25 protein-coding genes are annotated in these 25443 nt (G+C 39.2%); 7 read left to right on the top strand and 18 right to left on the bottom strand.

The window, feature by feature from the left end; genetic code table 11:
- Positions 1-28: 28 nt before the first annotated feature.
- From CSV76_RS01520 to CSV76_RS01480, 9 genes are all read right to left on the bottom strand, one after another.
- Positions 29-826: an ABC transporter ATP-binding protein gene (locus tag CSV76_RS01520; protein ID WP_085428747.1), complete on the bottom strand. Its 798-nt coding sequence runs from the start codon at positions 824-826 to the stop codon at positions 29-31.
- The gene (locus CSV76_RS01515) at positions 801-1844 is read right to left on the bottom strand and encodes an ABC transporter permease (RefSeq protein ID WP_085428746.1); all 1044 of its coding nucleotides are present in this window, start codon (positions 1842-1844) and stop codon (positions 801-803) included. Before CSV76_RS01515 ends, CSV76_RS01520 begins: the two co-directional genes overlap by 26 nt.
- 23 nt (positions 1845-1867) lie before the next feature.
- Complete coding sequence (locus CSV76_RS01510; RefSeq protein ID WP_099624550.1) at positions 1868-2878, bottom strand: ABC transporter substrate-binding protein; 1011 nt, start codon at positions 2876-2878, stop codon at positions 1868-1870.
- Between the two features lie 238 nt (positions 2879-3116).
- Positions 3117-3866: an amino acid ABC transporter ATP-binding protein gene (locus CSV76_RS01505; RefSeq protein ID WP_085428744.1), complete on the bottom strand. Its 750-nt coding sequence runs from the start codon at positions 3864-3866 to the stop codon at positions 3117-3119.
- 12 nt (positions 3867-3878) lie between these two features.
- Positions 3879-4538, bottom strand: a complete 660-nt coding sequence (locus tag CSV76_RS01500; RefSeq protein ID WP_085428743.1) for an amino acid ABC transporter permease — start codon at positions 4536-4538, stop codon at positions 3879-3881.
- Between the two features lie 109 nt (positions 4539-4647).
- Positions 4648-5451 (bottom strand): amino acid ABC transporter substrate-binding protein, encoded by an 804-nt coding sequence (locus tag CSV76_RS01495; RefSeq protein WP_085428742.1) that lies wholly within the window; start codon positions 5449-5451, stop codon positions 4648-4650.
- Between the two features lie 168 nt (positions 5452-5619).
- Positions 5620-7011, bottom strand: a complete 1392-nt coding sequence (locus tag CSV76_RS01490; RefSeq protein WP_369823271.1) for a SpoVR family protein — start codon at positions 7009-7011, stop codon at positions 5620-5622.
- Positions 7008-8168 carry a sporulation protein YhbH gene (gene yhbH / locus CSV76_RS01485; protein ID WP_085428740.1) on the bottom strand — a complete coding sequence of 387 codons (1161 nt, stop codon included), beginning with the start codon at positions 8166-8168 and terminating at the stop codon, positions 7008-7010. Before yhbH ends, CSV76_RS01490 begins: the two co-directional genes overlap by 4 nt.
- A gap of 155 nt (positions 8169-8323) precedes the next feature.
- Positions 8324-10222, bottom strand: coding sequence for a PrkA family serine protein kinase (locus CSV76_RS01480; protein ID WP_369823264.1), 1899 nt, complete (start codon positions 10220-10222; stop codon positions 8324-8326).
- A 160-nt stretch (positions 10223-10382) separates the two neighbouring features.
- Between CSV76_RS01480 and CSV76_RS01475 the strand changes: the two genes are divergently transcribed.
- Positions 10383-11246 (top strand): YitT family protein, encoded by an 864-nt coding sequence (locus tag CSV76_RS01475; protein WP_099624548.1) that lies wholly within the window; start codon positions 10383-10385, stop codon positions 11244-11246.
- A 38-nt stretch (positions 11247-11284) separates the two neighbouring features.
- Here the strand turns inward: CSV76_RS01475 and purU are convergent, their stop codons facing one another.
- The 3 genes from purU to fdhF all read right to left on the bottom strand — a co-directional run bounded on the left by purU (position 11285) and on the right by fdhF (position 15743).
- A complete protein-coding gene (gene purU / locus CSV76_RS01470) occupies positions 11285-12193 on the bottom strand; it encodes a formyltetrahydrofolate deformylase (RefSeq protein WP_099624547.1) in 909 nt (302 codons plus the stop codon).
- A 118-nt stretch (positions 12194-12311) separates the two neighbouring features.
- Positions 12312-12800 carry a helical membrane plugin domain-containing protein gene (locus tag CSV76_RS01465; RefSeq protein WP_233204380.1) on the bottom strand — a complete coding sequence of 163 codons (489 nt, stop codon included), beginning with the start codon at positions 12798-12800 and terminating at the stop codon, positions 12312-12314.
- 18 nt (positions 12801-12818) lie between these two features.
- Positions 12819-15743, bottom strand: coding sequence for a formate dehydrogenase subunit alpha (gene fdhF / locus CSV76_RS01460; protein ID WP_099624545.1), 2925 nt, complete (start codon positions 15741-15743; stop codon positions 12819-12821).
- A 262-nt stretch (positions 15744-16005) separates the two neighbouring features.
- Between fdhF and CSV76_RS01455 the strand changes: the two genes are divergently transcribed.
- From CSV76_RS01455 to CSV76_RS01445, 3 genes are all read left to right on the top strand, one after another.
- Entirely contained in the window at positions 16006-16347 is a 342-nt protein-coding gene (locus CSV76_RS01455) for a Na-translocating system protein MpsC family protein (protein ID WP_085428734.1), read from the top strand.
- Positions 16348-16361: 14 nt separating this feature from the next.
- Positions 16362-17159: a formate dehydrogenase accessory sulfurtransferase FdhD gene (gene fdhD / locus CSV76_RS01450; protein ID WP_099624544.1), complete on the top strand. Its 798-nt coding sequence runs from the start codon at positions 16362-16364 to the stop codon at positions 17157-17159.
- A gap of 236 nt (positions 17160-17395) precedes the next feature.
- Positions 17396-18676 (top strand): L-lactate MFS transporter, encoded by a 1281-nt coding sequence (locus CSV76_RS01445; protein WP_099624543.1) that lies wholly within the window; start codon positions 17396-17398, stop codon positions 18674-18676.
- A 44-nt stretch (positions 18677-18720) separates the two neighbouring features.
- On the opposite strand, the gene ypfJ is transcribed toward CSV76_RS01445, so the two are convergent.
- Entirely contained in the window at positions 18721-19566 is an 846-nt protein-coding gene (gene ypfJ / locus CSV76_RS01440; protein ID WP_099624542.1) for a KPN_02809 family neutral zinc metallopeptidase, read from the bottom strand.
- Positions 19567-19780: 214 nt separating this feature from the next.
- On the opposite strand from ypfJ, the gene serC reads away from it, so the two are divergent.
- Positions 19781-20878, top strand: a complete 1098-nt coding sequence (serC, locus tag CSV76_RS01435; RefSeq protein ID WP_099624541.1) for a 3-phosphoserine/phosphohydroxythreonine transaminase — start codon at positions 19781-19783, stop codon at positions 20876-20878.
- A 42-nt stretch (positions 20879-20920) separates the two neighbouring features.
- Here serC and CSV76_RS01430 read toward each other — a convergent pair whose 3' ends face one another.
- The 3 genes from CSV76_RS01430 to CSV76_RS01420 form a co-directional block, all read right to left on the bottom strand.
- Positions 20921-21772: an STAS domain-containing protein gene (locus tag CSV76_RS01430; protein ID WP_099624540.1), complete on the bottom strand. Its 852-nt coding sequence runs from the start codon at positions 21770-21772 to the stop codon at positions 20921-20923.
- Between the two features lie 150 nt (positions 21773-21922).
- Positions 21923-22228 (bottom strand): hypothetical protein, encoded by a 306-nt coding sequence (locus CSV76_RS01425; RefSeq protein WP_099624539.1) that lies wholly within the window; start codon positions 22226-22228, stop codon positions 21923-21925.
- An 84-nt stretch (positions 22229-22312) separates the two neighbouring features.
- Complete coding sequence (locus CSV76_RS01420; RefSeq protein ID WP_099624538.1) at positions 22313-22570, bottom strand: YqkE family protein; 258 nt, start codon at positions 22568-22570, stop codon at positions 22313-22315.
- 124 nt (positions 22571-22694) lie between these two features.
- Between CSV76_RS01420 and CSV76_RS01415 the strand changes: the two genes are divergently transcribed.
- Positions 22695-23594, top strand: a complete 900-nt coding sequence (locus CSV76_RS01415) for a hydroxymethylglutaryl-CoA lyase (protein WP_099624537.1) — start codon at positions 22695-22697, stop codon at positions 23592-23594.
- 18 nt (positions 23595-23612) lie between these two features.
- Positions 23613-24536, top strand: a complete 924-nt coding sequence (locus CSV76_RS01410; protein ID WP_099624536.1) for an alpha/beta hydrolase — start codon at positions 23613-23615, stop codon at positions 24534-24536.
- Positions 24537-24600: 64 nt separating this feature from the next.
- On the opposite strand, the gene CSV76_RS01405 is transcribed toward CSV76_RS01410, so the two are convergent.
- A complete protein-coding gene (locus CSV76_RS01405) occupies positions 24601-24837 on the bottom strand; it encodes a YneF family protein (protein WP_083035511.1) in 237 nt (78 codons plus the stop codon).
- Positions 24838-24948: 111 nt separating this feature from the next.
- Positions 24949-25389, bottom strand: coding sequence for a sporulation inhibitor of replication protein SirA (sirA, locus tag CSV76_RS01400; RefSeq protein ID WP_085428723.1), 441 nt, complete (start codon positions 25387-25389; stop codon positions 24949-24951).
- Positions 25390-25443: the final 54 nt, after the last annotated feature.

Genomic DNA, 25443 nt, shown 5'->3' with positions numbered 1-25443 from the left:
TTTCCAAACCGGAAACAGGGGCTTTCTTTTATACAGAAAGTAGTGCAGCATCACTAGTAAGTTGTTCTCCACGTATGCGCTGAAATTCATCCATCAATTTTGCAATCGTTAAGTGCTTCTTCTGTTCTTCTTCCACTTCTAGGATGATCTGTCCCTTATCCATCATAATCAAACGATTTCCAAGGTCAAGCGCCTGCTGCATATTATGTGTTACCATCAAAGTCGTTAGTTGATCTTTCTCAACCAATCTCTTCGTTAAGTCCGTAATAAGCTCCGCACGCGATGGATCGAGTGCAGCCGTGTGCTCGTCGAGTAAGAGAATAGATGGTTGCGTGAAGGTCGCCATAAGCAAAGACAACGCTTGACGCTCACCGCCTGACAGCAATCCTACATTAGCCGTCATTCGATCTTCAAGATTCAAGTGCAACGTCTCCAGGGACGTCCGGAATAAATCCTTCCGTTTCTTATCCACTCCTCGATGCAAAGAACGCCGTCTATTACGTGAATAGGCCATTGCCAGATTTTCTTCGATCGTCATAGTAGGTGCTGTACCTGACATTGGATCTTGGAATACTCGTCCAATCATTTTGGAACGTTTATATTCCGCCAAACGTGTAACATCTTTATTATCGATATAAATAGAACCGAAATCCGGTGATAGTGCACCTGAGATCATATTCATCATCGTTGACTTGCCCGCACCGTTACTGCCTATTACTGTAACGAAATCACCAGGCTTTAGATGCAGATTAATCTGGTCCAGCGCTACTTTTTCATCCGGAGTCGACTCATTAAACACTTTATTGATGTGATCCAGTTTCAACAACGCTATGACCTCCTCGTAACGATTTCTTCGCTATCCGTTCAGCTTGCCTTTTCGCTTTACGCTTCTTTTCCCGTCTTTTCTCAAGAACTTGTGGAATAATCAATGCGGCAATTACGATAACGGCTGTGATCAATTTCATATCACCAGAATCTAGAATTTTCACACGCAGTGATAATCCTAGTACAATACGGTAAATCACGGCACCGATCACTACCGCTAACGTTGTACGGAAGATGGTTTTTGTTCCGAAGATTGCCTCACCGATAATAACAGATGCCAATCCGATGATAATCATACCAATTCCCATTCCGTTATCGGCAAATTTCCCGTATTGTGCAATCAATGAACCCGAGAAAGCTACTAATGCGTTAGAAATTCCTAATCCGAGAATAACGAGTGTATCAGTATTTGCAGAGAAACTGCGAATCATCTTTTTGTTGTCGCCCGTCGCACGGATTGCCAAACCAACTTCGGTTTGCAAGAACCAGTCCGCAATAAACTTAATAATAATCACAACTAAAATCATCAAAATCAATGTTCCCCAAGTTGAAGGTAAATGTTCAATACCAAGTCCCGCCAAGAAGCCGTTGATTGCTTCATCAACTCCAAGACCACTCCAGAAAACTTGGAACTTGCTAAAAATCGTTTCTGAATTTAAAAGCGGAATATTTGGGCGGCCTACTGAATTTTCGGTAGTCAGTCCCATTATCCGAAGGTTTATCGAGTAAAGAGCTATCATCATGAGAATTCCGGATAAAAGTGGATTAATTTTTCCTTTGGTATGTAATAAACCGGTTATACATCCAGCAAAAAAGCCGACCACAATCGCGGTAAGTGTTGCAACAAGTGGATGATAGTCAAAAACGATCATCGTAGCTGCTACTGCTGCACCTGTTACAAAACTTCCGTCCACTGTTAAATCTGGAAAATCAAGCACCCGAAATGTTAGATACACTCCGAGTGCCATGATCGCATAGATGATACCCTGCTCAACTGAGCCAAATACAGCTGAAAACATGCAAGATCATCTCCTAGTTGAATTTATTCTACAACTTCTGCATTCCAATCTTCTTGAATCTTCAAGCCGATTGCATTTGCTGTTTCTTCATTCATTACCAATTTCAAATTTTGGGGTAACTGGACAGGCATTGAATCAGGAGTTTCTTCTCCCTTTAGAATCTTAACTGCCATTTCACCAGCTTCATAACCAATATCATAGTATTCAAAGCCGTACGCTCCAAGCCCGCCACGTTTCACTGAATCGAATTCACCAACCATCATTGGAATCTTATTGTCATTCGCAACAGAAATAACTGATTCAAGAGCTGATACCACGGTGTTATCCGTAATGATATAAAACGAGTCTACTGAACCAATCAAAGATTCAGCTGCTTGTTTTACGTCTGCTGAAGTTGCAACAGATGCTTCTACAACTTCCATATCCATATCTTTAAGAATTTCTTTCACGTGGTCCACTTGCAAACGGGAATTTTGTTCTCCTGAGTTGAAGATCATTCCTACTTTTTTTGCACTTAAATTTTCTTTCAAGAATTTCATTGTGTTTGGAATTGCATCCGGATGATTATCCGTTGTACCCGTAACATTACCACCGGGTTCTCCATTAGATGCAACAAGTTCTGCAGCTACTGCATCAGTTACAGATGTGAAGATGATCGGAATATCTTGAGTCGCGCTAGCTGCTGCTTGAGCACTTGGTGTAGAGTTAGCAAAAATCAAGTCCACTCCTGCACCCGCTAAGTTATTTGCAATCGTTGAGTTGGAACTATTATCATTTTGTGCATTTTGTTTGTCATACTCGACATTCAATCCTGCATCTTCAATTGCTTTTTGGAACCCCTCAAATGCAGCATCCAAAGATGGGTGTTCTACAATTTGTGTAACACCAATTGTGTATTTTTCTTCAGTACTTGCTTTGTCATCATTTTTATCATCTGCTGCTGAATCAGATGACTCCTCTTTTCCACCACATGCAGCCAAAATGAGCACAATACTGAATAGTGCTGCTGCATAAGTCATCCAACGTTTCTTCATTTAAATCCCCCTATACTATGATCTATCACTTTTTCGATATATTCAGAAAAGGTAATAATTATACGTAATCGTACCCTTTACTACGTTATTCGTCAATGGATTATTCAATATTTTGTGTGAATTCACATAAGTTTATGAACGATCCATCCAAATTTTTCATATACTACAATAATTCCAAGAGAAATAATAAATTAGACATAAAAAAGTCATGCGGTTATTTTAATCGCATGACTTTTTGTTATTCACTTAATTCATGATTCAAAAATAGTTTCGTACGAAGTTCTTTTGGGGATTTGATGACTTCATCGGGAGTACCTGATTCAATGATCCTTCCATCGTCCATGAAGATCACATGATTCGCGACATTGCTTGCAAATTCCATTTCATGCGTCACCACAATCATGGTCATATGTTCTTCTGCTAGATTTTTCATAACCTCTAGTACTTCTTTCGTCAATTGAGGATCCAGTGCGGATGTCGGTTCATCGAATAATAATATATCGGGATCCATCATTAACGCCCTCGCAATCGCAACGCGCTGTTTCTGGCCACCTGAAAGTCTAGAAGGTAGTTCGTTAGCTTTTGAAGCCAATCCAACTTTTTCAAGTAACTCGATACTTCTATCACCATAATCTTTGGCTTTCTCTTTCTTCACAAGTTTAGGTGCAAGCTCCAAGTTCTGTTTAACCGTTAAATGCGGAAAAAGGTTGAACTGTTGAAAAACCATACCCATTTTCGAGTTGATTACCTTACTATCAGAAGGGTTTGCATAAACGCCATCTTTAACTAAGTAATCCCCGTCAACAGCAATACTGCCGCCACCTACTTGCTCTAACTGAATCAAACTTCTTAGCATCGTACTTTTTCCAGATCCCGACGGTCCGATAATGGCCATTACATCATTCTTTTGAACATCAAACGATATATCTTTCAATACTTCCAATGGCCCGAATGATTTCTGTAAGTTGCGTACTTCAATGAAAGACATAGTTTTCTCTCCTCATTCGTATTGCAGCTTTCTCTCTAAATACTTGAATACTACAGTTAACCCAAAAGCAATCAACAGGTAAATACCCGCCGCAATAAAGAACGGAATGATGGTGAAATCTCTGTTGACGACTGTTTGAGCATAGTGGAGCAGTTCAGGAACGGCTACCGCGTATAAAAGGGCTGTATCCTTTACTAAAGACACCGATTCATTCGCAATGGGTGGCAATGTTACACGGAACATCTGTGGTAAAATCACACGCACCGTTGTCTGCCATTTCGATAATCCTAGTACTTGTGAAGCTTCATATTGTCCTTTATCGATGGAGAGTAATCCACCACGGAATATTTCAGCAAAGTACGCTGAATAGTTCAAAATAAACGCAAGTGTAGCCGCCACAAAACGGTCAAACACTAAATACTCACCAATTACCGGCAGAAGTGGTAAACCAAAAACAAAGAACAATAGCTGTAATAACAAAGGGGTCCCACGCATGACGTATATAAAAGTCTGCGCCAAATAAGAAATTGGTTTAATACTACTTCTTACGGCAAGTGTCAGCAGGAATCCGAGTGGAATAGATAGGACAATCGCTATTACGAATAATAAGACAGTCGCTTTAGCTCCTTCCAGCATAGGAATCAGCATGGACATAAAATATTCATAGCTCATTAGTTAATTCCTCCAAAAAACCATTCAAGGTTTTATGTACTTCTCTTACTATATTAATACTAACGGAAGTCACTACTGCAACTTCCGTTAGTATTCCTTATTCTACATCTCAACGAAGAACTTTGTCTTCTCCGAACCATTCTGTGGAGATTTCAGCTGCAGTACCATCTTCATTCATAGTGTCTAACGCTTTTTGAAGATTTTCAAGTAATTCTTCATTGCCTTTTTTCACACCCACACCGTATTCTTCCACGGCTAATGATCCCTCTACTTTTGCAAAGACGCCTTCTTCTGTTGTCATATAATAATCAATAACGACTTCATCAATTACAACCGCATCGAGACGGCCAGTTTTTAAATCAGTCAATGCCAGAACATTGTCCGAGAACTCCGTGACATTCTTCACTTTTTCATGGATTGGATGACTCTCGAGAGCTGGACCAGCAGAAGATAATGCCTGCACGCCCACAATTTTACCATCCAAGTCTTCAATCGCATTTACTTCAGAATCAGCTAATGTGACTACGACTTGGTTATTATCTAAATAAGGCTTCGTAAATAATACTTTTTCTTCTCTTTCTTTAGTGATCGTATAACCATTCCAAATCAAATCGATACGTCCACTACTAAGTTCAGTTTCTTTAGTTTTCCAGTCAATAGGTTGGAACTTCGCCGTAGCTCCCATATGTTCAGCCGCAGCCGTTGCCATGTCAATATCGAAACCGACTAAATTATTTTTGTCATCACGGAACCCCATTGGTGCAAATTTATCATCAACACCGATGATGATTTCTTTTGTTCCTTCTTTACCTGTGTCCGATGTCGATTTATCTTCTTCAGAAGACTTGCCCGAACAGCCCGCCAGCACTAAGAATAATGCAGCGAATAATAAAGCAAGAGTGGTCTTTTTCATGTATTTTCCTCTTTTCTCAACTCTTTAGTACGTTAATGAGTTAGTATACTATAAAAATAACATTAGATGCACAAAATGAAAAGTAGCAAAATAAAAAACTGAAGGCAATCTCCATATTACTGGAGTTGTCTTCAGCCTTAAAATAAGCTATTGGCCTTACTCTTTCCGTTATTTACTTCTTCTAAACACTTTGTGACCATCGTATGAAAAAACAAGAGGTTTATTTTCAAGTATAGTCTCAATGTGCACGATGCGCCCCCAGAGTTGATGGATATGTGGCAGGACGTGCTCTAAATAAGGTAGATCCAGTTCTGTTTCTTCGTATCGATGAACTAGGTAGAGCTCGCCATTCCTCATATAATCACCGTCTTCAACTACTATATAGGGGAATCCGCCATTCACCCGTTGTCCAATTAGTTGATTCCGGACAGCTTCAGTCTGTTTATCAGAGACTTTGTATTGATTATCCTCCTTTTGGAAAACGTATAAATCTTCTTGTTTGATTAGGTCATCGGTCAAGTAATTACGAATGAATGATGTGTCATTTTCTATTTCACGTGCTTCAAATATTTTTTCGCGTCCTGACATCGCCTCCTCACCACGTGCATTAGCTTCTTTAGCCAATAGATCGTAGCGCTTTTCAATGTCTTCATACATTTTAACACCTAGATAGTATGGATTGATCGAGGTCTTAGAAGGTTGCAGTACACTTGCGTTCAGTTTTGCAAATTCGATGGTCTCGGATGGTGTTAAATCCATTTGGCGCAGGATTGTTTGATGCCAATAAGATGCCCAGCCTTCATTCATGATTTTCGTTTCTAATTGTGGCCAGAAATAGAGCATTTCTTCTCTTAACATGGTTAGGATATCTGCTTGCCATTCTGTAAGATTGCGACTATTTTCAAGTATAAATAATAAAATATCTTTTTGTTGTTCTTTCGGATTCTTTTTATGCATCTCAATTGCTTGCTGACCAGGAATAGTTCGTTGATCCAGACCCCATAAATCTTCATAAACAGACCTTCGGGGCGGTTTCACAATTGAAGGAGACGGAATAATGTCGCGCATAATACTAGGGTCAACGTGTTCTTGAATGGCTAATACCGCATCAAGAAATGTCTCTACACGTTTCTTACCATAGCGTACCTCGTAGTCTGCAATCCGTTCCGCTGTAGCTGACATACTTTCGACCATGTCTTTACGCGTCTTTGAGAAATAGATATTATTCTTAAAAAAATCACAATGTGCTAATACGTGCGCGATGATCAATTTATTTTGAATTAAACTATTCGTATTTAATAAGAATGCATAACATGGATTTGAATTAATAACTAACTCATAGATCTTGCTCAAACCAATGTCATACTGCAATTTCATCTTATGGAATTGCTTACCGAAACTCCAATGTGTGAAACGTGTTGGCATTCCGTAAGCGCCAAATGTATATAGTATATCTGCCGGGCAGATTTCGTAGCGCATCGGGTAAAAGTCAAGTCCAAAACCACTGGCAATCTCCGTGATTTCATCAATTGCATAATATAGTGCCTGTTGATCGGTCAGCGTAATCCCTCCGTTCGCTTTTCGAAAAACTTCTTAAGTGCATAGTAAACGTCACGGTTTTTCTGTAAAATATAGTAATTAAATTTAGGATGTTCAATGGATTTATACGCAGACATTAATGTGGACATTCTTCGATGTTCATTGACCTCTGCGTAGCCGAACATATTGGATATTGCTAATAATTCATCCACGTGTTCCAGACACTTCTTATTATCACTCGTCATATTCTCCCCATCTGAAAAATGCACGGAGTATATATTATAACTTGCAGGGGGATAAGACTCCCTGATGACTTCCAGTGCTTTACTATAGGCAGATGAACATCTCGTACCGCCACTTTCTCCTTTATTAAAAAAGTTTTCTTCTGTCACTACCTTCGCTTCTGTATGATGCGCAATGAATTCGATTTCTACAGTTTCATACTTTGTCCGTAAAAACTTCGTCATCCAAAAAAAGAAACTACGTGCCATATATTTCTCAAATTTCCCCATTGAACCACTAGTATCCATCATGGCAATGACTACCGCTTTAGATTGTGGTTTTTCCACGGGATTCCATGTTTTAAATCGTAGATCATCTTCCAAAATCGGTGCAACTTCTGCTTTTCCATTCATTGCATTACGTTTAATAGCCGATAATAATGTTCTTTTTTTATCAATATTTCCGATTAAACCTTTTTTACGAATATCCGTGAAATCGATATCTTCAATGGTTGTGACAGACTGTTCTTTTTGTTCCAAGTCTGGTAATTCCAGCTCTTTAAAGAACATCTCTTCTAATTCTTCAATCGAAACTTCGGTTTCATAGATATCTTCGCCTGGCTGATCACCAGCTTCTTTCCCATCGCCAGGTTGTGCTTGTTTTTCTCCTTGTGCTACGACATCTCCTACTGCACTATCCCCTTTACCTTGGCCAACGTGCTTGGACTTATCATGGTTGTATCTAATTTTAAATTCATCCAATGAGCGAATCGGTATTTTCACCATGTCATTTCCGTTTGAAAGGATAATGTTCTCTTCACTGATTAAGTCAGGTAGATTACTTTTTAATACTTCGTTTATTTTATCCAGATGGCGTTGCTGATCCTGGTGACCTTTGCGATGGAGAGACCAATTTTCTTCAGTGACAACGAATCGACTTTTCTGATTTTCTTCCACTCGTATCCCCGCCTATCTCTCGAACAATTTGTTTCCTTATCATATGCGGTGGCCATTTGAATATTGACAAAATAAAAGAGACCTCTTGAATTGAGGTCTCTCGTTTCACATTACATAGGCTGACAATATCGTATAGGTAGGAATTACAAACGTACTTATCTATTCAATAAACTTCCCACGTACCGCAACAGTTCATTTGCCGAGACGGAGTTGTAGCCGTGTTCATCTACTAAACGCGCTACTACTTCATTCATTTTCTTCAGCTGCGTTTCATCTGGTGTGGCAGAAGTCGTAGTGATCTTCACAACGTCCTTTAGATCAGCGAAAAGCTTTTTCTGAATTGCTTCACGCAAGCGATCGTGGGAGCGATAATCAAAGCGCTGGTGTTTCCTCGCGTATGCGGAGATACGGATTAAAATCTCTTCTCTGAATGCTTTTTTTGCATTCTCCGAAATACCTATTTGCTCTTCTAGGGAACGCATCAACTTTTCATCTGGATTAATTTCTTCACCTGTAAGTGGATCGCGTAATTTGTTTTTATTGCAATATGCTTCGACGTTATCCAAATAATTATCCATCAATGTTTTAGCGGACTCTTCATAGGAATACACGAAAGCTTTCTGGACTTCTTTTTTCGCAATTTCATCATACTCTTTACGCGCCATAGAAATATAGTTCATATAGGTGTCACGATCCTCGGACGAAATAGAGGCATGCTGATCAAAGCCGTCTTTTAATGAACGCAATACATCCAGCGCGTTAATGCTAGGGACTTCTTTTCGAATGATAGCAGAAGAAATACGGTTGATGACGTAGCGTGGATCAATTCCGTCCATACCTTCATCGATAAATTCGTTCTTTAGTTCTTCTGCGTCTGCATCGTTGAAGCCTTCGACATTCTGACCATCATACAAACGTAGCTTTTTCAAACGATCAATACCTTGTTTCTTCGATGCTTTCAAACGCGTAAGAACAGAAAAAATAGCAGCTACGCGCAGCGCATGTGGTGCGATGTGCACGTGAGCTATATCACTATCACGTATCATTTTTTCATAGATTTTTTCTTCAGCACTCACTTTCAGATTGTACGGAACTGGAATGACAATCATTCTAGAGTGAAGCGCTTCGTTCTTTTTATTGCTGATGAATGAACGATATTCCGTCTCATTCGTATGTGCGACAATTAGTTCATCTGCACTAATCAGCGCAAAGCGGCCTGCCTTGAAATTCCCTTCCTGGGTTAAGGACAATAAATGCCAAAGAAACTTTTCATCAAGCTTCAGCATTTCTTGGAATTCCATCATGCCACGATTTGCTATATTCAATTCCCCATCAAATCGATATGCACGCGGATCCGATTCGGAACCAAATTCAGCAATAGTCGAGAAGTCTATGCTCCCAGTCAAATCGGCAATATCCTGTGACTTTGGATCGGAAGGTGTGAATGTTCCAATTCCTACTCGACGATCCTCTGAAAATAAGATACGTTCTACTATCACATTTTCAATCTTACCTCCAAATTCTTCGTCAACACGCAATTGATTCAGAGGCGATAAACTACCTTCAATTCGTATACCATATTCTTCAAAGAATGACTTCCTTAAAGATTCGGGAATCAAATGCAATGGATCCTCATGCATTGGACATCCTTTGATAGCATATACCGCCCCTTCGTCTGTACGTGAAAAGGCTTCGAGTCCGCGTTTTAACATCGAAACGATAGTAGATTTACCACCACTGACAGGTCCCATTAGTAACAATACGCGTTTTTTAACATCTAAACGCTTTGCTGCCGGATGAAAATACTCTTCTACTAATCGTTCGATGGACTCTTCTAAACCATATAACTCTTGATCAAAGAAATTATAGACTTTCTTGCCGTCCTTCTTTTCAATACCTGCACTTTTTATCATTTCATAAATACGGGAATGAGCAGTTTGTGCCACTTCTTTACGCTCTTTTATTAAATTTAAATACTCTAGGAATGTACCTTCCCATTTTAACTGATTTTCTTCTTTGCGATAATTATGCAACTGACGAATAATATCCAACATATCTCCTCCAATTAGGCTATGATGTATTATCTTATGTCCACGAAGTGTAAAACATTCATCACGTACTTTGGAGAAAAATATAAAACCTAATATTTACACTACTTTCTTTCTTTATATTCCGTTAAGATAGAAAGTAACAGTTTTGGAAAAGAGGCATTTCATGAGAAAACAACATAAAAAAGAAACAGTAGGTCATTTACTCAGACGCTATTTATTCATTTCGATTGGTGTTGTGGTCACGGCAATAGCACTAGACTTATTTTTAATTCCTAACTCTGTAATAGATGGGGGCATTATTGGAATTGCTCTTATATTAAACTTCATTACCGGTATTCCATTCGGGATTTTAATATTAATTCTGAATTTACCGTTCTTGTTTTTTGGCTATAAACATATCGGGAAAAACTTCTTTATCTCTTCATCTTATGCGATCGCGTTACTGGCAATTGTAGAGTTTCCACTTAAAAATGTAGGTCCTTTCGTTACCGATTCTTTACTTGCGACAGTTTTTGGAGGTTTATTACTAGGTGCGGGTGTCGGAACCATTATACGTAATGGCGGTGCGTTGGATGGAACGGAGATTCTTGGAATTCTACTGACTAAAAAGATTCCATACAGTGTCGGAGAATTCGTCATGTTCTTCAACCTCTTCATCTTCGGTTGGGCTGGCTTTGTTCTTGGACCAGAAAAAGCTATGTATTCAATCATTACATATTATATCGCTTCTAAAGCGATCGACATTGTCATACAAGGGCTGGATGAAACGAAAGCGGTCTTTATTATCTCGGATGAATATGAAGAACTTGGGGAAGCGATTCGTCTCCGACTTGGTCGTAGCATCACGAAGTTGCACGGTCGTGGTGGCTATACAGATAATGAAAAAGATGTCATCTATGTCGTAGTGACTAGGCTAGAGATATCAAAGCTGAAGCAAATCACTACCGATATAGACCCTTCCGCATTCCTGACCATTATGAATACACAGGAAACGCATGGAGCGACTTTCAAGTCACCCATACATTAAAAAAACCGCCACTCATTTGAGTGGCGGTTTCGTGTCTTTTATTGGAAGACAATGGTTTTATTATTCTCTACTATCACTCGATCTTCAAGATGCCACTTCACTGCACGCGCCAGCACACGTCGCTCAATTGTACGGCCAATCTTCTTCAATTGCACGATATCATCACGGTGATCTACACGCTCGATGTCTTGCTCAATGATTGGACCTTCGTCCAAATCATTCGTCACATAGTGAGAAGTTGCACCGATTAATTTCACACCACGTCCAAAGGCTCTCTCGTAAGGTCGCGCGCCGATAAATGCTGGTAAGAATGAATGGTGAATATTGATGATTTGATTCGGGAAGTGACTGACAAACTCTGGAGTTAGAATTTGCATATATCGTGCTAGTACCAAAACATCTACTTTGTATTCTTCCATCAGCTGTACTTGCTGCCGCTCAACATCTTTGCGAATATCTTTATTCGCTGGAATGTAGTGGAACGGAATTCCATATGACTCGACCATAGCGCGTGCATCTTCATGATTACTAATGACAACAACGATGTCCGTATTCAAATCGCCATTGTACCATTCCCACAGCAACTCCATTAAGCAGTAAGGTTCTTTTGATACGAAAATAGCGGTGCGCTTTAGTTCCACTGCATAGGAAAAGCTGTAGTCGAGCTCGTGCTGATTTGCGATTTTCTTAAAATCTGCTTCAAATTCTTCTTTTTTATCCAATAAATTATCTAAGTGGAATTCGATACGCAGATAGAACATGCCGCCTTCAGGATCGGTTGAATATTGGCTAGACTCTACGATATTTGCTTTATGTTTCAACAAAAATGTTGAAACAGCAGATACAATTCCTGGTTTATCGGAGCATTTCACTAACAGTCTGCCGATATTTTTTAATGCTGCGGATTGTTCTACTAAATGTGTTGTAATTTTACTTTGGGTTGACATTTTTTCATCTCCTACATATAAAGTTGCTTAATGAATAAGTTCCCCAGCCAGAATGGCTAGGGAACGCATGAACTCTTCTATTACAGTATGAAGCAACTTAGCCTATTTCGCAAAAATCTTACTCTGATTTATTTTCTAAACCTTTACCCATTCCTTTTAGGAAGTTCATACCGTATGTTAACGCACGGTTAATATCTGGATCATTGATGGATTTCATCAATTGAAGAACACCTGTTTTCTGTCCTTCTTCATTTCCTTGCTCAGCTTCAGATACTCCCTTTTGTATACTTTTAGAAAGTTGCTGAATAGTTACTGGATCTAATGCGGTTAATACTCCAGCTCCCGCCATCAGATTATTTAACATATTCGTAACTGGCTCCCTTGAAACTTGCCCTAAAGCGATACCCGTGATTTTTTCTTTCGAATGAAGCATGGCTTGCAATGCGTCTAACGCGCCAATCTTATGCAGTTCTCCTGCAATTTCCATGATCTTCTGCAAAGACTCTTCCTGTTCTGCAATCTGTTTCTGCAGTTCGGCCAATTTTTCCTGCTGAATTTCTAGTTCAGATCGTTCTTCTCTTTTAATAGAAGTAATTGGTGCCGCCATTGACATTCACCTCACTGTTTATTGATCTGTTAATTGGACGTATCCTGGTCGATTCCATTTACGCTGTACTTCCACGCCATTTTGCGGATGACGCTTCTTATCGCGGTGATTACTCTTTGGCAGAGGATTCTCGCCTTGTTTTTCAAGCACTTCCATGCGAACTTTCGTCTGCTTGTACGCCGGAGTATTTGTGCGTTCATCTGTAGCCGGTCCTGTTAAGAAGTTAATCGCTGATTCCTTATCAACTGAGTTCATCGGTAAGAACAATTCATTTTTCCGCACCCTATCTGTGACGACTGCTGGCAATTTTACAGCTCCATATGGTGAGATCAGCCTTACATAAGTACCTGTTACTACCCCGCGTTCTTTTGCCAGTTCAGGAGAAACTTCCACAAATATATTAGGAACCTTCTCTTGGATTCCTTCAGATTTATTCGTCATATTCCCTTCATGGAAATGTTCCAACATTCGCCCATTGTTAATATGAAGATCAAATTCTTCAGGGAATTTAACTGGTTCAATCCAATCAGATAATGCAAAGCGTGCTTTCTTATCTGCGAAATTAAATCCATCCGTATAAAGAAGTGGTGTGCTTTCGCCTTGTAGACTGCCCCAAAGGAAACTGCCCCAATCTTCCAACATGTCGTAAGAAGCGCCTGAGAACATAGGACTTAAACTAGTCATCTCAGCAAAAATGTCGCCTGGATGCGTATAATTCCAGTTTGCCCCTAAACGATTCGCAACTTCTTGGATGATCCACCAATCCTGACGGGAGTCTCCTTTATTCGGCAATGCTTTATATAGTCGTTGGACGCGACGTTCCGTATTGGTGAACGTACCATCTTTTTCAAGGGACGGCACTGCAGGCAAAATGACGTTTGCATACTGTGCTGTACGTGAGAAGAAAATGTCTTGTACAACTAGGAAGTCGAGTTTGGATAATACATCGTGAACATAGTTCGCATTGGAATCTACGAGGGCCATATCTTCTCCTACAATGTACATACCTTTCATAACGCCCTCATCAATCGAATGAAGCATTTGAATATTGTCTAGACCAGGTTTGTTATCTATTTCTACACCATAAGCTTGTTCAAATTTCTGTCGTGCTGCATCGTCTGTAATATGCTGATAGCCAGGCAACCAACCAGGTAAGCTTCCCATATCACATGCACCTTGTACGTTATTGTGTCCACGTAAAGGATATGCGCCTGCACCTGGACGACGGTAATTTCCTGTTGCCAGCAATAAATTCGAAATTGCGGCGGATGTATCAGAACCACCTGTATTTTGTGTAACACCCATTCCCCATAAGATACATGTACCATCAGCATCGCGAATCATTTCTGCAGTATGAATCAAAACTTCTTTTGAAATACCTGTTACTTTTTCTGCATATTCGAGTGTATAGCGATTCAAGACATCAGTAAATTCATCGAAATGATGCACATTTTCTTCAATGAATTGCTGATCATGCCAACCTTGATCAATTAAATATTTCGTGACTGCCATCAGCCATACTTGATCAGTACCTTGTTGAGGTGTCATGAAGATATCAGCACGCTCCGCCATTTCATGCTTTCTAAGATCGGCTACGATTAACTTTTGGCCGTGTAGCTTATGCGCACGCTTTACACGTGTCGCAAGAACGGGATGTCCTTCTGCAGGGTTTGCTCCCACAATAATAACTAAGCCTGCTTCAGCAATATCTTTAATAGTTCCAGCGTCGCCACCCATTCCTACTGTACGGAACAATCCGTCCGTTGCAGGTGATTGGCAATAACGCGAACAGTTATCTACGTTATTAGTACCGAATACTTGGCGCGCGAACTTTTGAATGACATAATTCTCTTCGTTAGTAATTTTAGATGAAGATATGACGCCAATTCCGTCACTTCCATGCTCGTCACGGATCTCGCCAAGGTTTTTCGCGACCAAATCCAATGCTTCTTCCCATGAGGCTTCTACAAATTCATCCCCTTTACGAATAAGGGGTGTGGTAATGCGTTCTTCACTATTTACAAAATCCCAGCCGAATTTTCCCTTGACACACGTTGAAATCTGGTTGACCGGTGCATCGGAAACAGGTTGTATTTTTAATATTGTACGATCTTTCGTCCATACTTCAAATGAACAGCCAACTCCACAGAATGTACATACTGTTTTCGTTTTATCAATTTTTGATTCACGCATCGCTGCTTCAACATCGGAAATGGCCATAATACTGCTGTACCCAGGCTCTACATCCTTTATTAGATCCACCATAGGCTCCATCAAATCGTCGCCCATCTTCGTCATAAACCCTGCTTCTCCAAGCATAGTTTTTTCCATCAGAGCATTACATGGACAAACCGTAATACAATGGCCGCACCCTACGCAAGACGAATCATTGATCTTGGCGCCGCCATCCCATAGAACAATCGGTCGGTCGCGTTCCCAGTCGATAGAAAGTGTCTCGTTCACTTGCAAGTTTTGACAGACTTCTACGCACTGACCACAAGCAATACATTGATTCGGGTCGTAGCGATAAAAAGGATGAGTTAAATCCACTTCGTCTTTTGAACATTTTGGTTCGTACGGATATTTTTGTTCTTCCACTTCCATAAGTGCCACAGTATTATGTACTTTACAGTTCCCATTATTGTTGTCACAAACAGTACAATAGAGTAAATGGTTTTCTAAAATCCGATCCATTGCTTCCGTTTGTGCTTCTTTTGCACGTGGAGACGCTAATTTAACATCCATGCCATCGACTGCTTGTGTCGAGCAAGCGCGTGTTAATTCACCATTCACTTCGACTATGCACGTATCACATGTCTGGATCGGGTCAACTTCAGGCAAATAACAGATTTGAGGGTGCTCTATTTTATTTGCATTGATGATCTGAATGAGTGTTGCCCCTGGTTGGAAGTCAAAAATTTTATCATTGATTGAAATAGACATACAGGCATCCTCCTCTTTCTAAAATAAAAAATCCACCATAAAAAAACCGTCATCGCGGAAATTTTTATGGTGGAATAGTTTCTTAACAGGTCTTGCTAAAGAACCAATCCATACTTACTATTACATGTAGTTGATGAACTTCTAGCAATCACATACTAGATTTACATCTGTTGTGTATTTAGTATAAAGTAATAAAGCGTATAACACAATGACAATTCTCAAATAGTTAGATTATTCTGTGATATAGAAAGGTGGACATTCCATGAAAAAAGTTCATGAATTTAACGATATTATCCGCAAACTACGGAAAGATTTATTTGGCAAAGGCCCAGAACGTATTCATACTATATTTATTGATAATATGGCAGTTTCTACGCTCTACGGTAATTTGACTCCGACGGAAAAGTTCATCGCTGGAACACAAGACGGGAAAGAAATGGTGCACCGCGCACGGACTAGCATGATTCAAGAAGTCTATAAAAAAGAACCACCTGCTGGATTGGAAGAATTGGTTGAAGCAAAATTTGTACATTTATTTAGCGATTTTAAAATTGATGATGATATTGCCGTATCAGTTTTTTTATTTGATCGTTCGATTGATTGAGAGGAGGCCGGACTATGGAGCAGCAACAACAACGATCCGTTATTCGATTCCAAAATGGAAATGTATTTGAAAAAGAAGATCAAGTAGCCGTAGAATATGCTGTTACAATAAAACTAAATAACCAAGAATTCGCTACGATTGTTTGTACACCGGAATATATCGAGGATATGACAGTAGGTTTTCTAGCTTCAGAAGGTGTCGTTCCAAAATGGGAGCAAATTAAAGACATTCGCTTGGATTTAGAAAACGGATTTATTCATGTCGATACGGATAAAGTGTATCCATTCTTTGAGCAGTTACAAAATAAGCGTTATATTACTTCCTGTTGTGGAATGAGTAGACAAGGATTTATTTTCGCAAGTGATGCGCTAACGGCAAAAAAGATGGATAGAATTTCTGTCCAACTTACACCGGTGCAAATATTTTCCTTGATGAATGACATGGAAGAACAAGCTGATATGTTCCGTCATACTGGCGGCGTACACAATGCTGCTTTGTGCGCACCTGATCAATTACTGCTTTCACGAATGGATATCGGAAGGCATAATGCACTGGATAAAATTTATGGACACTGTCTGAAGAACGATATTACTGTTCGCGATAAGATTATTGTCTTCAGTGGACGAATCTCCTCTGAAATTTTACTAAAAGTAGCTAAGATTGGATGTGAAATTGTATTATCCAAGTCTGCACCTACCGAATTAGCCTTGACTTTGGCAGAAGATTTAGGAATAACGACAGTAGGATTCATACGTGGGGAATCATTTAACGTATACACACACGCCGAACGAATTTGTATGGATATCTCTTAAAAAATTTCCAGCCTCAGGAAAAAGTAATATTGACAATCCTGTGAATTGATAATATTATACTCCTTAATCCTTTCTCGCATTCCAGTTTATGTTTATTTAGTTCCATTTCTTGTCATCTTTCAACTGGGTAACATGTCAAATATTCTTTTATACAAGCAGTTAGGGAACTTTGTAGACTAATAATATTTTCACTGGAATACAGATTGTGAAAAAATGAATGTAAAGGAGGACTACGAATGAAAAAAACGAAGAACAGATGGCTTATTGCGTTATCTGCTGTAGGTATCCATATTTCCATCGGATCTGTTTATGCCTGGAGCAACTTCACCAACCCGCTTATTGAGGAGTTTGGTTGGACTACAAGTCAAGTTCAGTTAACGTTCAGTATCGCTATTTTATTTCTTGGTTTATCTGCCGCATTTTTAGGCCATTTTGTAGAGAAATACGGTCCTAGAAAAGCGGGGCTACTTGCTGCCTTATTCTTTGGTGTAGGAGTAACTGGTTCAGGATTGGCGGTAGGTATGTCTTCATTACCATTGCTCTATGTCTTTTACGGAATGCTAGGCGGAATTGGATTAGGTGTAGGATATATTGCACCTGTTTCAACACTCGTCAAATGGTTCCCAGATCGTAGAGGACTCGCCACAGGGCTCGCTATCATGGGCTTTGGATTTGCGGCAGCTGTCAGTAGTCCGATTATGGAGTATTTGATTGTTAACGTTGGAATTCAAAACACTTTCTACATTCTCGGGATTTCGTATTTCCTGATCATGCTTCTTTCTTCTTTATATCTTGAGAAGCCTGAAGAAGGATGGGCACCGCCAGGATTCATTGAAAAAGTACGTTCAGGTAAAACAGAAATCAGAGAAGATCTTGCCCAATTAACAGCAAATCAAGCAGTTAAAACTAAACGTTTTTATTACTTATGGCTAATGCTTTTCATTAACGTTACTTGTGGTATTGCAATTCTTTCTGCTGCAAAACCTATGGCGATTGACAGTATCGGCATGACGACTGTTCAAGCAGCCGCATTAGTTGGTGTCCTTGGTATCTTTAACGGTGCTGGAAGACTTGGTTGGGCTACGATATCAGATTATATTGGTCGGCCAAACACGTATACCACGTTCTTCGTCATTCAGTTAGTTCTGTTCGCTATTTTACCATTCACAACGAATGCGATTATTTTCCAAGTCATTCTAGCCGTGATCTATACATGCTACGGTGGAGGTTTCGCTTCGATTCCTGCATATATTGGTGATATTTTTGGAACGAGACAACTTGGTGCTATCCACGGATACATACTAACAGCTTGGTCAGCGGCTGGCGTGGCCGGACCGATGTTTGCTGCGTGGATGAAAGATACTACCGGAAGTTATGAAAGCAGTCTGCTATTCTTTGCCGGCTTATTCGTAGTCGCGCTTATTATTTCTTTACTCATTCGGGTCGATATTAAAAGACTACGCAATGAAAAAGAAGGTATTGTAGCGGTTCAGCCTGCTATTGCAGCAACAAAATAAAAAACACGAACGTCATTCTATTAACAGAATGATGTTCGTGTTTTTTATTTTTCAGTTTGTTTAAATGTATCTCCACCATTAATCGTTCCTAGTTCAAAACCGTGTTCGAACCAATAAGTTCGTTGCTTAGCTGTGCCGTGCGTGAAACTTTCAGGTACGACATATCCTCTTGCACGCTTTTGAATCGTATCATCACCGACTGCACCAGCTGCTGTAATCGCCTCTTGCAAATCTCCTTGTTCCAAATATCCTTGACCTTGTGCATGATGTGCCCAGACACCCGCAAAATAGTCTGCTTGTAATTCAAATCGCACTAAATACTTATTAAATTCTTCTTCGCTCATTTTTTGTCGCAACGGCATGACTTGATCAGAAATACCAAGCAATGTCTGCACGTGATGCCCTACCTCATGTGCCACTACATAAGCCATGGCGAAGTCTCCAGGTGCTTTAAATGACCCTTGCAATTCATCGTAAAACGATAAATCAATATATAATTTTTGATCACCAGGACAGTAAAAAGGACCTGCAGCTGCACTTCCGAAACCACATGCTGTATCTACTTTTCCAGAATACAGTACAAGGGTAGGATTTTCATACTGAATGCCCTCTTGAGCGAATAATTCTGTCCAAACATCTTCTGTATCTGCGAGTACTACCGAAACAAAATCGGCCAACACTTTATCTTGTTCCGTCTCTACGTACGGCTGATCTGGCACGGCTGAACTGCTATCCAATAAATCACCTGGGTTACCACCTAGAATAAGAAATAATATAATTCCAACGATACCAAGACCGCCACCGCCTAATGCGATAGCACCTCCGCCCCCACCGCTTCGCCCTCTTCGATCTTCGACATTCGAACTTTTTCTTCGTCCATCTGTTTTCACACTAACTCCCCCATTTCCTCTTCAGATAAGTTGAATTTTAAATATGTATATAGGTGCTACTTGATTACAATTTACCCATCTTTGCGAAGAAGCAAACAAGACAGCCATGCTAATTGAGTGAGCTATTTATTGTGAATTAGCAGAAAGCTATTCCACCTATTCGTTTTTTCATATATACTTTACTTTAGAGTTGTAAACTACTGAAGGAGTGATTTTGTTGAGTGATCAAAAGTCTGTCTATAATTTTAATGCGGGTCCATCTGCTCTTCCAAGCGAAGTTCTTGAAAAAGCACAAGCTGAATTGGTGAATTTCAAAGCTTCAGGAATGTCTATTATGGAAATGAGTCACCGCAGTGCAACTTATGAAGAAGTACATAATCAAGCCATTTCTCGTCTGCGTTCTTTATTCCAAATACCTGAAAACTATGAAGTGCTATTCCTGCAAGGTGGAGCAAGTCTCCAATTCGCAATGGTTCCAATGAACTTTTTGCCTGAAGGAAAAAAGGCGAGTTATATCATGTCCGGTGCTTGGTCTGACAAGGCGTTAAAAGAAGGAAAAACTATCGGAGAAGTCTACGAAGCAGCTTCTACAAAGGATTCAAATTATAATCATGTCCCTTCAACAGAAGAAATTAGATTTGAGGAATCTGATGCGTATGTTCACATCACATCAAACAACACGATCTTCGGTACACAATTCCACGAGTTTCCTTCAACTGGAAATGTTCCGTTGATTGCTGATATGTCCAGTGACATTCTATCAAGACCAATTGACGTTAGTAAATTTGGTATGATTTATGCTGGCGCACAGAAAAACCTCGGTCCTTCAGGCGTTACAGTTGCCATCATTCGAAAAGACTTGTTGGAAAATGCTAATAGCGAAATTCCAAGTATTTTAAAGTACAGCACGCATGCTTCAAGTAACTCTTTATATAACACACCCCCATCTTTCGGTATTTATATGTTGGGTGAAGTTTTGGGCTGGATGCAAGAACAAGGCGGCTTGGAACAAATCTCAAAACGCAACGAAGAGAAAGCTAATTTAATCTATGATGTGATTGATAACAGCAATGGTTTCTATACAGGTCATGCTGAAAAAGATAGTCGTTCATTGATGAATATTACATTCCGTGTAGCGGATGAAGAATTAGAAAAGCAATTTTTACAAGAAGCTAAAGAAGCAGGATTTGTTGGATTGAATGGTCACCGTTCGGTAGGTGGTTGCAGAGCCTCTGCATACAATGCTGTACCATACGCAGCATGTGAAGCATTGCAACAATTCATGCTTGATTTTCAAGAAAGTCATAAATAATCAAAAAAACCAGTACACTTTACATCAAAGTGTACTGGTTTTTCAATGTTTTCTAATTGAAAATTCTTTTGAAAAAGCCAATTGCAATGAACTGAACGTTTGGATATTCGAAAAATCCAATCCGAGCTCTGTTGATGCATGCGCAATTTCTGGACGGATTCCCGTAATCGTGCATTTCGTTCCTAATAGAGACAGCACTTTTGTAATTTGATAAATCTGCTGCGCTACCAATGTATCAATTACAGTAACTCCTGATAAATCGATAAATAAATGTTCGATATCAGATTCTAAGCTCTTCTCTGGGATGCTCTCCAACATAATACGAGCGCGTAGTTCATCCAAATCGCCAATCAAGGGAACAACACCAATCGTTTCGGTTATTTTGATGACTGGCGAACTTAACTCATTGATTAAACTTTGTTGAATATCGAACCTGCTATTGATGTATTCATTATACGTTTCTGCAAACTCAATATAAATTTGATCAAATGCATTATTAAGTGTTTCACTCCAGCGCACATAATCTTCAATCGTGATCTCATTTTCGTTTACGAAGTGAAATTCTTTTATGAAACGCCAATACGTTAAACGCACCTTACTTAATGCCTCAATTACATCTTCTATTGGAGTATTGCTGTTTACTCTACTAAGAGCTACGACAGAAGCCCATTTCTTTTTGTTTTTCTCAAAAATTTCCTGATCATCAAGTAAACTACTAGTGATAGTTAGATTCGTTAATTTGTTTTGTTCCCGAAGAGTTTCTTCCATTTTCGGACAAGCATTGAGTGAATAAATAGAGTCCTCTTCTACCTTTCTCATAGACAGCCAAGAAGTCGTAATTTCAGGTAACTTTGCCAATAAATATTCATATAGCTTAATATCAAGCTGTTTCATCTAACATCCTCCTGGATACGTTCATCGTTCTTATTGAATGTATAAAATTAATTGATTAGTATCAAAATCAAATATATTTAATATGATCCCAAATGCGGTTATGTATTTGTATATTGACTCATAATAAGTCGTACCATACTCTTTTTCATACTAAGCCATTGGATAAATATAAGATTCTTCGGAAGGATTAGGTAAGAACTTCCACGGTCTTGGAGATTCATTAGATTTTTCGGCATGGGCCTCTACTAAAAGATTATAAAAATCTTTTACCTTTTCTTTAGGAAAATCATAATATAGAACAGATTCATTTTTCTTTATAGGCTTCAAATTTTCTTGTATCCAATGGACAATCGGATGCTCAATAGGTGCCGAATGAACACGTCTTAAGTATTGTTCGGATTTCAATCCGTTTTGAATATATTCTTTCTCACAAAACGTCATATACAAAAATTTCATACATGCCTCTCCTTTGTAAAAGGTCTTATTCATAACAATTCATTTTACTAGTATACCTTATACAACACCTATTTATATAATTTCTTAATATTTTGTCCCACCGTCTCCATATTCTTCAAGTAGTTCCTCAAAACTTTTATTCTTTTCACGTTCTTTACGCTCTTGAATACGTTTTTCCTTTTCTTTTTCTAGTTTCGTTTCTTCTACAACCTTCATTTCTTGCTTCATCTCTTTTAACTTAGCTAATACATCCTCATCCATTAAATCTGAAAGTATAGGAGCAGAATGTTCTACAGTATTTCCCTTTTGGTTACTAGATGCTTTTCGTTGTTTCTTTGACATATTAATCACTACTTTCTGTATGATGATAGAATGGCCCTCTTTACTTTATCCAGTTAAATTTTAGGGGTTTTACATTGCTCTTCCCCACTTTAATTACGTACAATAGAATGAGGGAGGGATGTTTATGTCTAGCTTACCAAAAAACGTAACATTAATCGAGGTTGGCCCACGTGATGGCTTACAAAATGAAAAAAACAGTATTCCTACTGATCAAAAATTAGCTTTTATCCACGCTTTACAGCAGGCGGGGCTCCATGAAATGGAAGTCACTTCATTTGTATCGCCTAAGTGGGTTCCACAAATGTCCGATTCCATGGAAATTATGGCTAATATAAGAAAACAAGGCAGACAACTTGTTCTTACACCGAATGCACGTGGCGTCGAGAATGCTCTCAGAGCTGGTGCAGATAGCATGGCGGTCTTTGTGGGTGTCAGCGATACATTTAATCAACACAACATCAATCGCACCACTGAAGAGAGTGTTGAGACACTAAGACCAATTATAGATCAGCTGAAAAAAGATCATCATTTTGTCAGAGCTTGTATTTCAACCGCATTTCACTGTCCATATGAAGGCTTCATTCCGCAAGAACAAACACTCTCTCTTTGCAGGCAATTTGTTGATATGGGCGTGGATGAATTAAGTGTGGCAGATACAGACGGCATGGCAAATCCTTTGGCAAGTTTCACCCTATTTCAGGAACTGAAGCAACAGTTTCCAAATATTTTACTTACTGCGCATTTTCACGACACGCGCAAATTAGGTTTAGCCAATATTTATGCCTCTTTACAGGCGGGCGTTGATCGATTTGATACATCTGCTGGTGGTCTAGGTGGCTGTCCTTTCGCTCCTGGTGCTACAGGTAATGTTGCTACGGAAGATGTTTTATATTTATTGGAGTCTCTGAATATAGAAACAGGTGTTGATATGGACAAAGTATGCTTAGCTGTTGATGAAGTCGCACCCTATCTGTCACGTCCAATCGAAACAGCTATGTACAATTTATATAAAAGAAGAAAGTAAGAGGAAAGGAGAATTCTGTTGAAACGTAGAGTAGTGTATATTTTAGGAATCGTCTCCAGTATCATAACAGCGCTTCTTACTATTTTCGGTATTCTTGTCACCAATCGATTAATGTATTTAAAAACGAAAGACTCCGAATTCATTTTACAGCGTGAAATGATTGCGAAACGATTTGATCGCCAATGGTTTGAAACCGTTAGAAAAGATGATATTTGGATTCCTTCTCCTAATGGCTATAATTTACGTGCTATATTTTTGAGACCGTTAGATACAACAAGAACGGTTGTCATTTGTCATGGTGTAACAGAAAATAAAGTGAACTCGATTAAATACGCTCGTCTATTTGAACGGCTAGGATTTAATTCGGTCATTTTTGACCATCGTCGTCATGGTGATTCTGGCGGCAAAACAACAAGTTTTGGGTTTTATGAAAAGATGGACTTAAAAGAAGTTGTGAGGGCTATTCGTGAACGGGTAGGAAAGCGCGCTTTAATTGGCATCCACGGCGAATCTATGGGAGCCGCCACTACGCTGTTGTACGCAGGTACGTACGAAGATGAAGCCGATTTTTATATATCCGATTGTCCGTTTTCGGATTTCTCCGAGCAACTATTGCACATTATCCGGACAGAAATGCCTTTCAAGACTTCCATGAGCTTGCGAGTCGCCAATTTGTTTCTAAAAATTCGTGATGGCTATACATCTGCAGCCGTTTCGCCACGTGAAGTGATGAAGTTTATCGATAAACCTGTATTATTCATCCACAGTATGGAAGACACGTTCATTTTGCCCCATATGACAGAAGAGTTGTATGATTTAAAGGAAGGCGATAAAATGATGAAACTTTTCGCCAAAGGGGCACATGCCAAATCGTATAATGATAACCCAGATGAATATTTACAAACCGTACAACGATTTTTAAATCGATTTCGTTTATATTGAGAATTAAACAATTCTCTATAAAAAAAGCTCCGTGTTAGCAATTTTGCTGATCACGGAGTTTTGCTTATTTTTTTTTAGCTGGCTTGTCTTGCACCTTGTTCATCTGAGCCATCATTTGGTTAATTTTCTTTTGTGAAGGTTTCTGTCCCATTTGCATCATCATCATACGTAACATTTGCTCATTAATTGGCGGATTTTCCTTCAAATAATTCATCATATATTTACGTGCTATGAAAAAGCCGAGAGCTACTCCGCCGATCAAAGCGACGACGATCAATAAAATTGCTATCCATAAAGTCATTGTTGCCAAACCTCCCTCATTAAACATAGTTCAATTACATACTACCAAGAGAGATTATACAACATAGCACCAGTGAATAGCAATGACTGTACGCAAATTGTGCGGAAGTTTTTACATCATTGTATTTTCCAGTATCATGCGTTCTGAGTATTTAATAGGTTTAAGCCATCCGCATTCTTCCTGTTCATTCATGATTGCAAAAAAACGATCTGTTGAAGTAGATAACGCTACAAATAAATCTAAGTCTAGCATTCGAGAACCTTGGCAATACACTTGAATACTATGTGTCCCCATTTTAATGAATACCTCACCTTTAATTAAATGTGTTAATCGATATTCATTATGATAGGAATCCAGGTTATCAAAACTTTTCGCCAAATTATGCTGAATGATGGAATCAAGTTCTCTTTGATTTAACTGGTCACATAAGTATTCAATTTCCTGATAGTTTGTAGAAGGGCCAACCGTTAGAAGTTCAAATAACAAACGTTCACGCCCCATTATGAAGGATTGATAGGCTGACTTAATTTTAAATATTTCATACTTTCTCATAAAGAACACCTCCTGCTATCTATCATAGGACGTGTAGTAGATAAATCATGTCAG

The organism is Sporosarcina sp. P17b (genome assembly GCF_002743115.1).
Lineage (GTDB): Bacteria > Bacillota > Bacilli > Bacillales_A > Planococcaceae > Sporosarcina > Sporosarcina ureae_C.
This window is presented reverse-complemented; position numbering and strand designations above follow the sequence as displayed.